The sequence below is a fragment of the Sporosarcina sp. FSL K6-3508 genome, from assembly GCF_038615825.1.
Classification (GTDB): domain Bacteria; phylum Bacillota; class Bacilli; order Bacillales_A; family Planococcaceae; genus Sporosarcina; species Sporosarcina newyorkensis.
Genome location: NZ_CP152016.1, coordinates 3,266,989 through 3,283,033, shown reverse-complemented (window position 1 = coordinate 3,283,033; position 16,045 = coordinate 3,266,989). Strand labels below are relative to the sequence as shown.

The 16,045-nt window shown below is 41.3% G+C and carries 17 protein-coding genes; 14 read left to right on the top strand and 3 right to left on the bottom strand.

The genetic code is table 11. The features are described 5' to 3' along the window. Window positions 1–459 precede the first annotated feature (459 nt). From nikR to MKX97_RS16285, 7 genes are all read left to right on the top strand, one after another. The gene (gene nikR / locus MKX97_RS16315; protein ID WP_342536501.1) at window positions 460–879 is read left to right on the top strand and encodes a nickel-responsive transcriptional regulator NikR; all 420 of its coding nucleotides are present in this window, start codon (window positions 460–462) and stop codon (window positions 877–879) included. A 117-nt stretch (window positions 880–996) separates the two neighbouring features. Continuing rightward, window positions 997–2,610 (top strand): ABC transporter substrate-binding protein, encoded by a 1,614-nt coding sequence (locus MKX97_RS16310; protein ID WP_342536499.1) that lies wholly within the window; start codon window positions 997–999, stop codon window positions 2,608–2,610. Between the two features lie 43 nt (window positions 2,611–2,653). Further along, window positions 2,654–3,613, top strand: a complete 960-nt coding sequence (locus tag MKX97_RS16305) for an ABC transporter permease (RefSeq protein WP_340760952.1) — start codon at window positions 2,654–2,656, stop codon at window positions 3,611–3,613. Next, window positions 3,610–4,482 (top strand): ABC transporter permease, encoded by an 873-nt coding sequence (locus MKX97_RS16300; RefSeq protein WP_221835349.1) that lies wholly within the window; start codon window positions 3,610–3,612, stop codon window positions 4,480–4,482. The genes MKX97_RS16305 and MKX97_RS16300 overlap by 4 nt, the downstream gene beginning before the upstream one ends. Window positions 4,483–4,539: 57 nt before the next feature. Continuing rightward, window positions 4,540–5,463 (top strand): ABC transporter ATP-binding protein, encoded by a 924-nt coding sequence (locus MKX97_RS16295; protein WP_342536498.1) that lies wholly within the window; start codon window positions 4,540–4,542, stop codon window positions 5,461–5,463. Continuing rightward, the gene (locus MKX97_RS16290; RefSeq protein WP_009498973.1) at window positions 5,453–6,055 is read left to right on the top strand and encodes an ATP-binding cassette domain-containing protein; all 603 of its coding nucleotides are present in this window, start codon (window positions 5,453–5,455) and stop codon (window positions 6,053–6,055) included. The genes MKX97_RS16295 and MKX97_RS16290 overlap by 11 nt, the downstream gene beginning before the upstream one ends. 448 nt (window positions 6,056–6,503) lie before the next feature. After that, window positions 6,504–6,941, top strand: a complete 438-nt coding sequence (locus MKX97_RS16285; RefSeq protein WP_139366024.1) for a HicA family toxin-antitoxin system — start codon at window positions 6,504–6,506, stop codon at window positions 6,939–6,941. A gap of 148 nt (window positions 6,942–7,089) precedes the next feature. Here MKX97_RS16285 and MKX97_RS16280 read toward each other — a convergent pair whose 3' ends face one another. Then, the gene (locus MKX97_RS16280; protein ID WP_342536497.1) at window positions 7,090–9,144 is read right to left on the bottom strand and encodes a catalase; all 2,055 of its coding nucleotides are present in this window, start codon (window positions 9,142–9,144) and stop codon (window positions 7,090–7,092) included. A 250-nt stretch (window positions 9,145–9,394) separates the two neighbouring features. On the opposite strand from MKX97_RS16280, the gene MKX97_RS16275 reads away from it, so the two are divergent. The 6 genes from MKX97_RS16275 (at window position 9,395) to MKX97_RS16250 (ending at window position 13,512) form a co-directional block, all read left to right on the top strand. Then, the gene (locus MKX97_RS16275; protein ID WP_342536496.1) at window positions 9,395–9,943 is read left to right on the top strand and encodes a hypothetical protein; all 549 of its coding nucleotides are present in this window, start codon (window positions 9,395–9,397) and stop codon (window positions 9,941–9,943) included. Between the two features lie 22 nt (window positions 9,944–9,965). Then, window positions 9,966–10,334, top strand: coding sequence for a DUF3889 domain-containing protein (locus MKX97_RS16270; RefSeq protein WP_342536495.1), 369 nt, complete (start codon window positions 9,966–9,968; stop codon window positions 10,332–10,334). A 92-nt stretch (window positions 10,335–10,426) separates the two neighbouring features. Continuing rightward, window positions 10,427–11,023, top strand: coding sequence for a hypothetical protein (locus MKX97_RS16265; RefSeq protein ID WP_340760645.1), 597 nt, complete (start codon window positions 10,427–10,429; stop codon window positions 11,021–11,023). 80 nt (window positions 11,024–11,103) lie between these two features. After that, complete coding sequence (locus MKX97_RS16260) at window positions 11,104–11,406, top strand: rhodanese-like domain-containing protein (RefSeq protein ID WP_342536494.1); 303 nt, start codon at window positions 11,104–11,106, stop codon at window positions 11,404–11,406. 259 nt (window positions 11,407–11,665) lie between these two features. Continuing rightward, complete coding sequence (cwlD, locus tag MKX97_RS16255; protein WP_078818305.1) at window positions 11,666–12,379, top strand: N-acetylmuramoyl-L-alanine amidase CwlD; 714 nt, start codon at window positions 11,666–11,668, stop codon at window positions 12,377–12,379. 77 nt (window positions 12,380–12,456) lie between these two features. Beyond that, on the top strand, window positions 12,457–13,512 hold the full coding sequence (locus MKX97_RS16250; RefSeq protein WP_342536493.1) for an Mrp/NBP35 family ATP-binding protein: 1,056 nt from the start codon (window positions 12,457–12,459) through the stop codon (window positions 13,510–13,512). 26 nt (window positions 13,513–13,538) lie between these two features. On the opposite strand, the gene gerD is transcribed toward MKX97_RS16250, so the two are convergent. Continuing rightward, window positions 13,539–14,156: a spore germination lipoprotein GerD gene (gene gerD / locus MKX97_RS16245; protein WP_009498962.1), complete on the bottom strand. Its 618-nt coding sequence runs from the start codon at window positions 14,154–14,156 to the stop codon at window positions 13,539–13,541. Between the two features lie 330 nt (window positions 14,157–14,486). On the opposite strand from gerD, the gene MKX97_RS16240 reads away from it, so the two are divergent. Beyond that, the gene (locus MKX97_RS16240; RefSeq protein WP_342536492.1) at window positions 14,487–15,170 is read left to right on the top strand and encodes a KinB-signaling pathway activation protein; all 684 of its coding nucleotides are present in this window, start codon (window positions 14,487–14,489) and stop codon (window positions 15,168–15,170) included. A gap of 35 nt (window positions 15,171–15,205) precedes the next feature. Here the strand turns inward: MKX97_RS16240 and MKX97_RS16235 are convergent, their stop codons facing one another. Continuing rightward, window positions 15,206–15,871, bottom strand: coding sequence for a hypothetical protein (locus MKX97_RS16235; protein WP_078818302.1), 666 nt, complete (start codon window positions 15,869–15,871; stop codon window positions 15,206–15,208). Window positions 15,872–16,045: the final 174 nt, after the last annotated feature.

The following is a 16,045-nucleotide window of genomic DNA, read 5'->3' as shown; positions in this document are numbered from 1 at the left end:
TGCCCGACAATTCGAAAAGAGTTGTCGGGCGATTTACTGCGATTAATGTCTCTATTCAACAGAACACTCTATACTTTATAGATTGTGAGATGGGTGCAGTTGGATTTCTATTTATTGCATGCCCAATTATTCGCAATTAATTATCAATTATCGAGACATACATAAAGTGTATAGCGAGTACATTAGTAGGCATGTAGGTGTTACGTAACAAAAGAAAAGTAGCACAATGATGGATAACTATTTGTTTGGTTGTTGTAAATGAAAAGTTGAGTTTTGCGTGCTATACATCGTTAATGATTCCCTAGAAAGTAAATTTAATTCGATTTCTACAAAAGGTTTAAATTGGGTTATTGAAGAACATAAACTTCCAAGTAATGGTCAGTTATGTATCATCGTGTTACGATTCTATATAAATGTGTTACTGCGTTAAAAATAGTAATAAAAAGAGGTGGTTGCAGTATGCAGGAATCAACGTTAAAGAGATTTGGAATCTCAATGGAAGGGGGCTTACTTAGGAAGTTTGATGATTTAGTTCAAAAAAAAGGATATGAAAATCGCTCGGAAGCGGTTCGGGATCTTGTTCGAGAGGCAATTATTCAGCAATCATGGGAAGATGGAGAACAGATAATTGCAGGAAGTATACTATTATTTTATGACCATCATCAACGCAATCTACTTGAAGAGATGACAAGGATTCAACATAGTGTGCACGATGTAATCCTTGCGACAACACACTTCCATTTGAATCATGATAGTTGCCTTGAACTAATTGTTGTAAAAGGAAAAGCAAAAGAAATTCAGGAACTAAGTCATAAACTGACGAGTTTGAAAGGCGTATCATATGGGAATTTCACAGTGGCTCCAGTGGAACAAGTTTAATTGTTAACAATCATGTTTTACGGTTTTGATAGGATCTGAAATTATAAAACCCTACTGCAGATGTGCAATTTAATGAAGGATTGTAGATAAATAATATGTTTAGAAGGAGTGTACTAAATGACAAAGAAATTCTTAAGTCTCATCGTAATAGCTACCGTATTTATTTCGCTTATGTTAGCAGGCTGCTCTTCATCTAAGTCCGATGATAAAAATAAGAAGAATGATGAAAAGCCGAAGGACGAGCTTGTGCTTGCATTTGATTCTGAGCCGGCAACGGGATTTGACCCGACAACTGGTTGGGGACGTTATGGTTCACCGCTATTTCAAAGTACATTGTTGAAAAGAGATGACAAACTAAACATTGTAAATGATCTTGCAACAAGTTATGAAGTAGATGAAGAGGGTAAAGTTTGGACTGTTTATTTGCGCGATGATGTCAAATTTTCTGATGGGAAACCACTAACGGCTAGGGATGTGGTATTCACATTTGAAACAGCAGCCAATAGTGGGTCGGTTGTTGATTTGAACGTATTGGATAAAGTCGAAGCAGTTAATGATACGACCGTGAAATTCACATTAAAAGAAGTGCAATCCACATTTATAAACAATCTAGTGGCAACGGGAATCGTCCCACAACATGCATACAGTGAAGACTATGCTGAGAACCCGATTGGTTCAGGCCCCTATCAACTTGTACAGTGGGACAAGGGACAACAGATCATTGTGAAAAAGAATCCAGAATACTATGGAGAAAAACCATATTTTAACAAATTGACTTTTGTATTTTTAAATGAGGATGCTGCATATGCAGCTGCCCAAGCGGGAACAGTCGATCTTGCCTATATACCAGCCGCGTTTAGTAATAAGGAAGTACCTGGCATGAAACTTGAAACAGTTAAAACTGTGGACAATCGTGGAATCGTATTTCCTTACGTGAAGTCAGGTGATTTCACTGAAGATGGTTTACCAATCGGGAATGACGTAACATCAGATCCAGCCATCCGTCATGCAATTGATATGGCAGTTGATCGGAAAGCGTTAATTGACGGTGTGTTGGAAGGATACGGAACACCTGCCTATACTTCTGTTGATGGGCTTCCTTGGTGGAATCCAGATACAGTCATTGAAGATGGTGATTTGGACGGAGCGCGTAAGGTATTGGAAGAAGCGGGTTGGAAAGATTCTGATGGAGATGGAGTACTTGATAATGGCTCTTTGAAAGCCGAATTTAGTCTTTACTATTTAGCAAATGACACAATCAGACAGTCTCTTGCCATTGCAGTTGCAGATATGATGAAACCACTCGGTATTAATATTAAAGTAGAGGGTGGAAGCTGGGACATTATTGGTAAGAAAATGTATTCCGAGGCTGTACTTATGGGGTGGGGAAGTCACGACCCGCATGAATTATACAACATCTATGGCAGCGATAATGCTGGAATTGAGTATTATAATACAGGCTACTATAAAAATGACAAAGTAGATGAATACTTCAAGAAGGCCCTTCATGCGAAAAGTGAAGCTGAGGCAATCGAGTTTTGGAAAAAAGCCCAATGGGACGGTACGACCGGTTTAAGTGGAAAAGGGGATGCCGCTTGGGCATGGCTAGTTAACATCGATCACTTGTATTTGGTGAAAGATGGTCTTGATATCGGAGATCAACGAATCCATGTACATGGACATGGTTGGCCGGCAACAGACAACATTGCCGACTGGAAATGGAGTAAATAATGTGCGTAAAAATATCGGTGTAAAGATAAGTAAGTTTCTGTTGATGAAGGGTTCAAGAATGCTTACTTTATTATTTGCGATTTGCTTAATATCCTTTTTATTAATAAAGAACTCCCCGATTGATCCGATTCAAGCTTATGTTGGTGCTGATATGTTAAAGGTAAGTCCTGAACAGCGAGAGAAGATTGCTGAGTATTGGGGGCTTGATCAACCTGTAATGGTGCAGTTTTTTAGTTGGCTTTCTGCTTTACTTTCAGGTGACTTGGGAACTTCAATGATTTTCCGCCGCCCGGTGTCTGAAATCATCGGAGAGCGCTTTTGGAACTCGCTTGTCCTGATGCTGACCGCATGGATATTATCGGGAGTTATCGGTTTTGTCATGGGCGTTGTGTCGGCCATGAAAAAGGATACTTGGATTGATCGGATTATAAAGTGGTATTGTTATACATTGGCCTCAACTCCGACTTTTTGGATGGGCCTTCTTATGCTGATTGTTTTTGCGGTGTGGCTCGGGTGGTTCCCAATTGGATTAGGTGTTCCAACAGGGGTCCTTGCTGAAGACGTCACATTAGCAGATCGATTACAGCATCTTATCCTCCCAGCCATGACACTTAGCATTCTTGGAGTTGCGAATGTAGCCTTACATACGCGACAGAAGCTGATAGATGTCCTGGCGAGTGATTATGTGTTGTTTGCGAGGGCGAGAGGTGAGCGTGGCTTTCTCTTATTTTGGAGACACGGCTTGCGTAATGTTGCCTTGCCTGCAATCACTTTACAATTTGCCGCTTTTAGTGAACTGTTTGGTGGAGCGGTGCTTGCTGAGCAAGTATTTTCATATCCAGGTCTTGGACAAGCGACAGTAGAGGCAGGCTTAAGGGGAGACGTCCCTCTTTTATTAGGGTTAGTACTATTTAGTACGATTTTTGTTTTTGCAGGAAATCTAATTGCCGATATGATCTACTACGTTGTAGATCCGAGAACGAGGGAGAGTCGAACAATATGATTCCAGGCCTCAAAATAGGAACGAAGGAAGAAAAGGTGAAACGGTTTTATCTGAATCGAAGACAGAAGACGCTTCTTACAATCGTTGTTGCGACAATTATCTTACTAAGTGTTGTAGTAGGTGGCGCAATGCTTGATCAAGAAAGAATTGCTACGAATCTTAATGAACGAAATTTGCCCCCCTCTCTTAAGCATCTTTTTGGTACAGATTGGCTGGGTAGGGATATGTTTACCCGGACGATTATGGGGCTTTCCTTAAGTATGGGGGTAGGGTTGATTGGAGCAATTGGCAGTACGTCAATTGCTCTTGTCTTGGGTATGGTGTCTGCAACAATGGGGAAAATGGCCGATCGTCTAATTACATGGCTCATCGATCTCTTTCTAAGTGTTCCACATCTTGTAACGTTAATTTTGATTGCTTTTACATTGGGCGGAGGATTTAAAGGCATTGTTATAGGGCTTATGCTAACTCATTGGCCAAGCCTTGCACGAGTCATTAGAGCAGAGGTTATGCAAATCCGCTCAGCAGAATATGTTCAGATTTCTCAACAGATGGGAAAATCCAGTTGGTGGATTGCTGTACATCATATTTTTCCTCATTTGATTCCACAACTCTTAATTGGTTTCATGTTGATGTTTCCCCATGTGATCTTACATGAAGCAGCAGTCACATTTTTAGGATTAGGATTATCGCCCCATGAGCCAGCTATTGGGATAATTCTATCAGAATCTATGAAGTATTTGTCTTCGGGTATGTGGTGGCTCGCCTTTTTCCCAGGGCTTTGCTTACTAATTATTGTACGGACTTTCGAGACGATTGGAGAGAACTTCCGTATGCTGATAGACCCGACAAGGGCTAATGAGAAATAAAGATGAGTAGGATGATGAAAAGCAAGTGGTCCTATTTGGTTGGTAAGGAGGTAGCGAATGTCTATCCTTGTAGTGGAAAATTTGTCGATATCTTTTAATCAGTATACAGAGAGTTTGAAACAAAAAAATGTAAACGTCATTTCAAGTTTGAATGTCACGCTTGAAGAAGGTGAAATACTAGCAGTTGTGGGAGCCAGTGGTTCTGGGAAGAGCTTGCTTGCGCATGCCATTCTTGGAATCTTGCCAAACAACGCAAATATTAGTGGAACGATTAGCTATGACGGAGAAATTCTTACGGCTGCACGGCAAGCTTCGTTACGCGGAACAGAAATTGCACTTATTCCACAATCAGTGAACTATTTAGATCCATTGATGCGAGTAGGGAATCAAGTTCGCAATTCTGTAAAAGTTGGAGATGCAGTTGCGGCACAACGCAAGGTTTTTGAACGGCTTCGCTTGAAGTCAGGCGTTGAAAATATGTACCCATTTCAGCTTTCTGGAGGCATGGCAAGGAGAACTCTTTTATCCACAGCTATTGTCAGTGGTGCAAAGGTAATTATTGCGGATGAACCCACGCCAGGCCTCGATCCAGTCGTTATCAAAGAGGCGTTAGAAAACTTCAGGGAATTCGCAGACAATGGATGTGCGGTTATGCTCATCACACATGATATTGAATCCGCTTTAACAATTGCAGATAAAATTGCTGTGTTTTATGCAGGTACAACCGTGGAGATCGCCCCTGTAGAGAACTTTAATGGGGATGGTGAAGCGTTGCGGCATCCTTATAGCAAAGCGTTATGGAGGGCCTTGCCACAAAATGAATTTATACCAATTCCAGGCTCGCAGCCCCGCCCAAATAATTTACCATCCGGTTGCTTATTTGCCCCACGCTGTCCTATAGCAACCCCTGAATGTGAACTAGCACAACCGGAAATGCGCGAACTTCGGAATGGAAGGGTAAGGTGCATCCATGCAACTTGAAGCAAAAAATATCGGTTTTCGTTATGGTGATGGACCTTGGCTGTTTCAAGGCGTCAATTTCACTGTAAAACCAGGAGAGATTGTTGGGCTTACAGCACCTAGTGGACGTGGTAAAACAACTTTTTGCCGGATTTTAGCGGGATATGAAAAGCCTCTGGAAGGAAGCATTACCATTGAAGGTTTGCCGGTACCTACAAGGGGATTTCATCCTGTACAATTGATATTTCAGCATCCAGAAAAAGCAGTCAATCCACGTTGGAAAATGGAAAAGGTTTTGAGTGAAGGGGAGAAGCCAGACCCTGAACTGCTAGATTTATTAGGAATTGAGCAGGAATGGTTGACTCGTTGGCCTAACGAGCTATCTGGAGGAGAATTACAACGCTTTTGTGTGGCAAGGGCGTTGGGGTCCAATCCACATTTTTTAATTGCAGATGAAATGACAACAATGCTTGATGCCATTACGCAAGCTCAGATTTGGCATGCTGTTCTCGAAATCGCCAAAAAGAGAAAGATGGGTATCATCATCGTTAGTCATGAAGAAAAGCTGATGCAACGATTGTGCCACCGAGTGGTTGAGTTGAAAAGTTTTTAATACAAATAGAGAGTTTGAGATTTTCTTTTACTTTATTGTAGAGTCGAGAATTCGATTAAATAGAATTGCAGTAGCATAAGGCTGATTTTTCCTTGAACGAAGAGGGGGAATCGGTTCTTTTTATGCTTGGTATAGAAAGTCTAAGTATTTCTAACGTCGTCTCAATTGCTTAAAATATAGAAATTAGGGTATCACTATATAAACGGACCGTTGCTTTTTGAACACTTAGCTTCTTTACAAAGATGGTAGAGATTTTTTTACCGGTATTACTAAATAATCGGTTGGTTTGACATTTATCCTTCACAGTTTTATACTTGGATTTAATTTTCATTAAAAAGACGGATTCGTTAGTCAATAAGGAATATTGAAAAATATTGAAATTGTAGTAATACGAATTTAGCGAGGAAAGTTTTTTGATGAACTTGACACTATTTTGGGAGGTGTTCCTGTGGTTGACGACTTTGAAGTAGAAAAAGTTTTTGAAGACAGGCCGTATGAGCGGATCCAGTTTAAGCTCATCATAGACGGTCGTAATTATAAAGGCGACTATCATGATGGCGAGATCCAATGGCTTAATCCGCATCCCAAGCAAGATGTCGGCGAAGAAGAAGTAAAAGCTGTAGAGGATGAAGTTCTTGAACTGTTATCCGAACATGGGATCAGGGATGAAGTAGATGCTATTGAGATTGAACGTTCCCTAAGCAATAATCAAACTCGACCGCTTCAAATGTTTAAGTTAAAAATTCAAGGCGAAGAGTATAAAGGGACTTTTATTAACGGCGAGATCGAATGGTTTCATCCAAAACCGAGACGCAAACTAAAAGACGAACGCGTAAAAAAAATAGAAGAAGATGTTCAAAAGAAATTGACAGAGCATCTTGAATAACGAATTGAAGTGCGCAGTCTGAGTTATTATACTAACTCAGACTGCGCCTTTTCTTTTTGCAATTATTCCTATCTCCGCAAAAAAACGAGTTGAGTAATGGAAAATAGAAAGAGAAGCTTTCTGTTTTGCTCTTTCCTGCCCGACGATTTTATTTTCTATTCCAAAAGCGTTGCTGGGCGATAGCGGAAACAAATTCCTCTCCGAAGTTTTGGTTGTTAGTCGCAAAAACGACACCTGCTAAATTATTTTCTTCAGAGGTTTGAAGAAGCGACTGTCCGGTTGAAGCAATACCGATCGGCTTATAATGTTTGTATGCGACCTGTATGAAATTCATAACATCAGAATTAAATTTTGCCTGATTATTGGAGCTGCCGCCAACGACATAGAGCGAGTCAAGCAAGTAAGGGCTCGTGGTCAGGAATGTATCATCTACTTTGAGCTTCGTACCATCCGTACCTGTGACAGTGCCAAGTTTTTCACTGACGATGTCGACAAACACTCCATATTTTTCGAGTGTATTCAGTACGTTGGTTACTTCATTACTGTTAAAACCATTGCCGATCAACACTCCGACCTTTAATGAATAAGCATAACCTGGTGTATTGGCCTGACTAAGTGAAGGGTAGCTAGTTGAGGTAGAGACATTTGTGCCGCTTGGACGATCAACACCTATATTATCCGCAACGATCATAGCCAGTTCTTGGTCAACATTTACTATCATATCGACGTTTTGCTGTCGGACCGATTCACTTTTCACTTTTCCAAGTTGATAGCTTAACGCTTCAATCGTATGCTGTTTTTCAACTGGGGTCAGGCTATTCCAAAAAATTCTTGGCTGAGTAAAGAAGTCATCGAACGATTTGCTTCGTGCCCGTATGGCGTGCCCATCGATTTTTTTAGGGTAGGATTCGTAGCCTCCTTCTTCTGGCGGCGTAGTATATGGAGTATTATCAGCTAATGAGTTTTCATGATAGTTTACTTGATCTACATCGATTCGATACCTCATAAAGCCTTGTCTTGTATTATTATGGAACGGACAGATTGGCCGGTTGATGGGTAAGTCCTGAAAGTTTGCGCTGCCAAGACGATGGTATTGGGCACTTTGATAAGCGATTAATCTTCCTTGCAGGACGGGATCATTAGAGAAATCAATTCCCGGAACGACATTTGCGGGATTGAATGCCACTTGCTCCAATTCCGCAAATTCATTATCCACATTACGGTTTAATGTCATCTTTCCAATTGGCTGAACGGGGACGAGTTCTTCTGGCCAAAATTTTGATGGATCTAAGACATCAAAATCAAATTTGAATTCATCTTCCATCGCAATCAGCTGGACACCTAATTCATATTCTGCGTATGCACCACGGTCAATCGCCTCTCTAAGATCTCGCCGATGAAAATCCGGATCAATCCCGCCAATTTTTTGTGCCTCGTCTTGAAGCAAGGAATGAACACCAAGCACAGGCTTCCAAGTAAATCTCACAAAAGTTGCTACTCCTTGTTCATTAACAAATAAGTACGTATTGATCGACCATGATTCCATCATGCGATAGCTTCTTAGAATGCCTCGATCCGACATGATCCACAATACCATGTGAAAACTTTCTTGGTTATTTGCTACGTAATCCCAAAAATTATCATGCGCCCCAGCAGCTGTCGGCATCCCGGTACGTGGCTCAGGTTGGTATGCATGCATTACATCAGGGAACTTCATGGCGTCCTGATTGACCAATACAGGCATAGCGATTGTAGTTAAATCATAATTTCCTTCTTCGGTGTAAAATTTCACACCTTTGCAGCGTAAATCCCTTGCCGTATCCTTAGAGCCTCTGCTCCCTTGCACAGTAGAAAATCGGACGAAAACAGAAGTCTTTTTACCTGCTTCCTGTAAGAATCCAGCTTTTGTGAATTGTTTCATCGACTGATAACATTCAAATTCACCATGGGCTCCGTAACCTCTAGCATGAACTTTTCTTTCTGGTATTGGTTCATGGACGAAATGAGTCATCTTCTCAAAGAATTCAAAATCTTGACGTAGTGAAGGACCACGGTCACCCGCCTTTAATTGTTCCTGATCGTTTGATAATTTTTTTGATTGATTGGTCGTCAGTGGTTTACCTGTGTTTTGTACGCGGAACTCATCTAGCTGTTCATTTTTTAAATTTTTCTCCCTATGGTCTTTTGGAGACTTCCCATCCATTGAATCACCCATCCTTACGTCTTAATTTTTGTGTTCACATATATACCTATGTAGAGTTTTCTAGGTCTAGAATGAAATTGGCTTGGACTTTATCTGCGAATCAAAAAGACAGAGTATAGCGTAGATGACCCAACTCATAACTTTGGTGAATGGGAGGTCCTATACTGGTAATCAGGTATCTATTAAGCATGCATTTTTTTACAGAACTTGTACAATGAACATAGAATAACGAGAAATGAGAGTGACTGCCATGCCGAAAACTAAACGCAAACCACAAGAAAGAAAAAATGTACTTAGTGTAAGTGCATTACTGGTCGTCTGTGGCATTGTGTTATTCAAATCCTTCATTTGGGATGAGTATATAGTCAATTCGACAGCCCGGGCTGCGTTAGAAGGCCGAGAAGGCGAAGTGGGAGTAGGATATGCCATCAGCAAGAAACAAGAGTTGGCCATTAAACCCTTTAAAGATGGATTTAAGATCTATGCTGTATCTAAAGGTTTTTTTGGCTGGACTGTCACAGATGAAGAGTTTGTTGGCAATAAAGAAAACGAGTTTTATGAGATAGGTGAATTGGATTTGCAATTTAATTCAAGTGAAAAATTGTATTTGAATTTCATTTTGGATCAAGACGAATACTTCGATAAAATAAAGGCTTACTCTCCGGGCGGTGTAGAAATAGGATTCAATCGATCTGTAGGCAATGACGTGTTTTTCTACTACCATTATAGCGATAAGCCTTTAGGTGACGTGATGTATGAAGGAATTCGTTCAAACGGGAGTGTGGAGAAATTGAAATAACGAGCAGAATGATTCTTATCAAATGACGCATCCTATCCTAAAGGAGGTGTGCGTCATCATTCGAAAAATAAGCTTGGTAATTGGAATTTCAATGGCGAGTGTCTCAATGTTCACTTATCTGCCTACTGAACTCGTTGCTCAATCAGCGATTCCTTCATATGCTAAATGGTCTAGGATCGCGATTCAAGAGACGCAAATGAAATATCCTCATGCAAATATTATGGATTACTTGCATATCGGAAGTGAGTCCAGGAAAGAGTCCACTGTTGAAAAGTTTCGATTGTGGCTGCGGGAAGGTGACAAAGAATTCGCGGTGTTTGTCAAAGTCACTTATTCTATTAAAACAAACAAACTGATCGATATTGAACTTCAGGAGATGGATTTTTCCTGAATGCAATCAAACTCACGCCTCTGCATTCGGTTCGTAGTTTTGTTACAATTGACGGACAAGTATGTCTACCAAATGAATGAGGGGTGGCTTTGATGAAAGTCGATAATGAAGAATTGTTGCTGGACTATATTGCGGCCAGTACGAACCTATATGGGGTAATCCCGTTTGCTAAAGCAACGGAGATATACAATGAACATAACGGAGAGAAGATTTCATTAAACATCATGATTGCTTTTGTGAATAACCAAGCAGTTATTAAGAAATTGGAAGAACGTTTTGTTCATGTCAATACAGATGCATTTGTGGCAGAAGTCATTCATGTATTTGACGAAAAGGAAGTAGTGGAGCAAGCAGCCGCGGGTAAACCTTATTATGTACCGAAACCAGAAGAATTTCTCTTGTTTACAGATCAATCTTATTTTCAGCGGACCCCTCAGCAAGAGCAACTGAAAAAGATGATGCTAGAGGATCTTGATGATTCGGTCGATATTGAGGAAGAAGTGGAAGAACTTGTGCTGGATCTGCAAATGAGCGGTGGAGATTTCACAAAAGAACTGTCAGAGTTCCTTGGGCGGCTGAAGTTACCTATGGAAAAAGCTGAGCGTTATATTCCAGTGATTATCGATATTGCCAATACTACGAGACTGTGGGAAAATCGGGGCCATACGCCGAATGAGTTGATGCAGTAAATCATCAGTCCGTTTCGATAGACAATCATTACACAGGCGATATAATGAAGGTAAATCAGATAATTTGGAGGATGTAACTCATGACATTGAAAGAATTAACTGCAAGAGAAGTACAAGAGCAACTGGAAAGCGGCAAAGAACTGCATATTATTGATGTCCGCGAAGACGACGAAGTAGCACAAGGTATGATTCCGGGTGCCACACATATCGCACTTGGCAATCTTCCTATTGAAATGCATGATTTGGACCAAACAACACCTTATATTCTAGTCTGTCGTTCAGGCGGAAGAAGTGGACGTGCACAAGAAATTATGGCAGATGAAGGCTTTGATGTGACGAACATGGCGGGCGGCATGCTGGCTTGGGAAGGGCAAGCTGAATAAATGAGTAGAACACCGCCGAGAGGAACATCTCTCGGCGGTGTTTTAATTTGAATTGCACGATTGATCAGTAGGGAAAGAGCTTCCTGGCTATAAATACATTTTACACTGAGCCCAACCCGCCTCGGAAAGCACCGAAGTCTCCTCGCATCGAAGTTGACATCCTCGATCCAAACCCATTTCTCAGAATGAACAATTCCTTCACCCGCAGACATAACCGGAAAGGTCCAAGCGTATAGTGAAAGAAAAAGGCGGTGTAGAGATGAAAAAATGGCTTGCGGCAGGCTTGCTGTTATTTTTTTCGATAGGAGGTGTATGGTATGGAGTGAAAGCTTCAGATCGGGGATTTTTCACACCCGCTGAGCTAGGTGGTGTGAAAATTTTAATCGATCCGGGGCATGGCGGTGAGGATGGGGGGGCTTCGGCGGAAGATGTCATTGAAAAGGATGTAACCTTAAGTATCTCCCATGAAGTTAAGAAATTACTTGAAAAAAAAGGTGCGACTGTGAAAATGACGAGGGAAAAAGATGGAGATGCGATTGCTGAACATGCCCCATCTGAAAAATTCACTTCAAATCGAAGTCGTAAATTCGCAGATTTGAAGTTGCGGGAAAGTATGGCGATCGAATCGAAGCCGGATATGTTCATAAGCGTTCACGTTAATGCGATTCCAGAAGAGCGTTGGCGAGGTGCGCAAGTATTCTACCATCCTGATGGCAACCCGGCAGGAAAACAGTTGGCGACTTCTATCCAAGACGAACTGCGTGATCAGCTGAAAAATACAGAACGCGAAGCGATGAAAATTACAGGTGTCTATTTGCTGAAGAAAGTACCGGTCCCTGCCGTTTTAGTGGAAACAGGATTTTTATCCAATCCGGAAGAACGGGGTTTATTGGCGGATAAGGCTTATCAGAAAAAGGTGGCGGCCGCCATCGTGGATGGAATTGTGAAATATGAACATGCAGAAGAACAGTGAGTCAAAAGACGGTTGATAGAGTAGTGATTATGGTATACTGGGGGGAGATTGGATAATATCAGTAAGGAGTGTCGAATGTGATTAATGAACAGCAAGTCCGTGAATTGATTGGCGCATTGGAAGATCCGTTTTTACATAGAACACTGGCAGAAACAAATGGTATTGTAGGCGTTACGATTAAGCCTGAAAAGCAGCATGTCAGTGTCAAAGTAGCAATTGCAAAAGTAAATACCGGTGAGCAATTGACGCTTCAATCAAAAGTAGTGGACGTTTTGAAAGAGGCAGGGGCAGACTCTGTAGGAATTCGTTTTGAAGAACTGCCGAAAGAAGTTCTCGAGCAATTCCGCGGAACTGTAACAGAAGCAGAAACCCAAGATATTTTATCTCCTCTATCCAACATCGAATTCATTTCGATTGCGTCCGGTAAAGGTGGGGTCGGGAAGTCGACAGTATCTGTCAATTTGGCTGTTGCTTTAGCAAGACGCGGTAAGAAAGTTGGTTTGATCGATGCGGATATTTATGGATTCAGCGTTCCCGACATGATGGGGATCACGGCTATGCCTGAGGTCAGAGAAGAGCGCATCATTCCGGTAGAACGATTTGGTGTTAAGGTCATCTCAATGGGCTTTTTCGTGGAAGATAATGCGCCAGTTGTATGGCGGGGCCCAATGCTTGGTAAAGTGCTGGATCAGTTTTTCCGCGATGTTGAGTGGGGGGAGCTTGATTACTTATTGCTTGATTTGCCGCCGGGTACAGGCGATGTAGCGCTTGATATCCATCAAATGATTCCGGCATCTAAAGAAATCGTTGTCACAACACCGCATCCTACAGCTGCATTTGTAGCTGCGCGTGCAGGTGCGATGGCTTTGCAGACGGATCATGAATTGCTTGGCGTTATCGAGAATATGGCGTGGTTCGAATCCAAAGCATCCGGGGAAAAGGAATATGTCTTTGGACAAGGTGGCGGCGTCCGTCTGTCAGAAGAGCTTCGCACCGAGCTATTGGGTCAAATACCACTGGGTCAGCCTGATTGGAACGACACGGAATTTGCTCCTTCTGTGTATGCGGAAGACCATCCGATTGGTCAGATTTATTTACAAATTGCCGATACCGTGATTGAAAAAAAATACTAAATAATTAGTTGGCAGGCGAGAGGGGTTTATGGACCTCCTTCACCTGCTTTTTCTTCTGCTCCACCGCCACCACTCTCTTCTTTCCCGCCTTTCTCATCTTTTCCGCCCTCTTCTGTTGTCCCTTTTCCTGCTTTCATGATCAGTTGCTGCCATTTCGCTTGCATTAAAGGGCTGTTGATCGTGTCTTCCACTGCCTTTTCCATTTCTTTTTTCATTTTACTGGAATTTACGACTTTCTCCATTTGCTTCATCATGTCTGGCTGTCCAAAAAACTTTTCCATTTCCTTTTGAAACGATGCATCTCCCATTAAATCCTTCATAATATCTGCTTGCTGCTTTTTCATACTTTTGGCGATAGACTCTGTAAATTTCGGATCTTCAAATGCGGTTTTCCAAAACTGTTCACCCTCTTTTGAAAGCAGCACATTCTCAATGCTTTCTTTCACTTCTGGTTGTTCCAATACTAAAAGCTCCCGAAATTCGGGATCTGTCATCAATTTGCGTAATGCTTTTTTTCCATCTTCCGTTTGGATCGCATCCGTCATCATTTTTTTCATTTCATCATAACTCGGACCTGACTGTTGTCCGTTGCTGCAACCCGCTAGGAATACAAGGAATAGGAAAATGCCTGCCAATTTTTTCATTCCGATCAACCTTCCACTTGTATTTTCATTTATTGTTCACAATATTAGAGGGAATATGCATGATTCGTTCAATGAAATAGATTTTTTTGTCGAACGTTGATACACTAAGTGAGACATGAAACAATTAAGCGATGGCATAATTGCGTCTGGATTTTGATACGAGTTAGCTCGATTAACTCCTTTTAAAATCCATGATACCTTCTGCCGGAGGCACTATTTTCTTCAGAGAGCGTCTGAATACCCGCTGAAGAGGAAATAAAACTGCATTCATCTCGCCATCTATAGAGGTGGGAGTCTTCTGTTGAATAAAGATAAAAGGGGAACAGTGTTGTGACAATACGAAATTGGGTAAAATTTTTCTTGCGCGCTATGGCCATTGGTGGAAGTATCACAGCCATTGTCGGGTTAATTGTACGTTGGGACTTCTTTTTTGGGTATATACAGGAAGGTGAGATTTGGCAATTTCTTGGTGCCTTTTTATGGATGATCTTTTTAGGCTTCACGATGAGTGTTATTGCGCAGATGGGTTTTTTCGCCTATTTAACAGTTCACCAATTTGGCGTCAATCTGTTCCGCACGCTGACATTGTGGAACTGGGTGCAAGTCCTGATCATTGCAGTTGTGTTGTTTGATTTAGTCTTTTTCCGCTTCCAGTTAACGAAGGAAGATACAGGAAGAACGTTCTTGTATATTTTCTTGCTTTTGACACTCGTTATAGTGTCTGCGGTAACTGCATACTTTAAAGCGCAGTGGACGAAAAAACATGCACTGATCTCCGCTCTATTCTTTATGATTGTGATCACAACACTTGAATGGTTGCCAGCTCTAATGGTCACATCAGGAAATAAAGATGAATGGGTAACCATCCTTCTGTTTCCTTTGCTGGCAGTGAACGCTTTTCAACTATTAGTATTGCCTAAATACAATAAGCAATCCGATATTGATAAGGCTAAATTGGACAAGCGTCGTAATGAACGAAAAAAAGCTAAGCAAAAATCATCAAAAGCTAAATAAATGTAAAAAACCGACAGAATGCCGCTGTCGGTTTTTTACTTTGGAATTTTTTTAGTTTTAATTTTGGGTTGAAAAAGTAGATCTTCAACAGATTGAAACGGTCGGCTCGCCATTAAACGCTCTATATCCTCCACCTGCGCTCGTTCGTCTAAATGGTGAGGAATGGAAATGATATCACCTGCTGCAGCTTTGGGCAAAGCACCCTCTTTCCAATGAACAGTCGAACCGAGCGCATTGATTTCTGCTTCGTTTAACTTATGTAGCAGAGGCTGTGGAAATTGCTCATCAACAGTGCGAAACCATAATGGCCTTGTTTCAAAAAAAGTCTCAAACTGATCCAATTGCTGTTCAAATAATTCACGATCGACCTCATACCTATTGCCTTCCTGCCCAAGCAATGCGACAGGCAAAGAACGCTTCTTCATCTCTTCGACGAGGTTTGGAAAGCGGGATGCCCATTCTACGTCAACAAACAGCAGCGGATATGGTTGAGTCAGCTGCTCCAAAAGATCCTTCACTTCTTGCTCGCCAAATGAAATGTTAATGGTCAAAGCAGAACCTTGGGAACCTCTTACGATGACTGTCGGGTTTTCGGTTAAACGAAAAGCAGTCGTTAAAGCGGGGGATGGTTTGATCAGTTGTGGCAAATATAAAATAAGTAAAAAGCATAGTGTCAAAAGGAGTATGATTTTTTTGAGCATACAGATCTCCTTATTTTTAAAAGTATAAATTAATATATGAAAAAGCCTTGACGCATATGACCGAGCCGCTATATAATAAAAAAGGTTAAAGTATTAAAAGAAAGTTGTTGCACATACTTAATAAGTGTGATACAATGATTTTTGTCGTTAGAGATAGCAACTAACTATTTTATT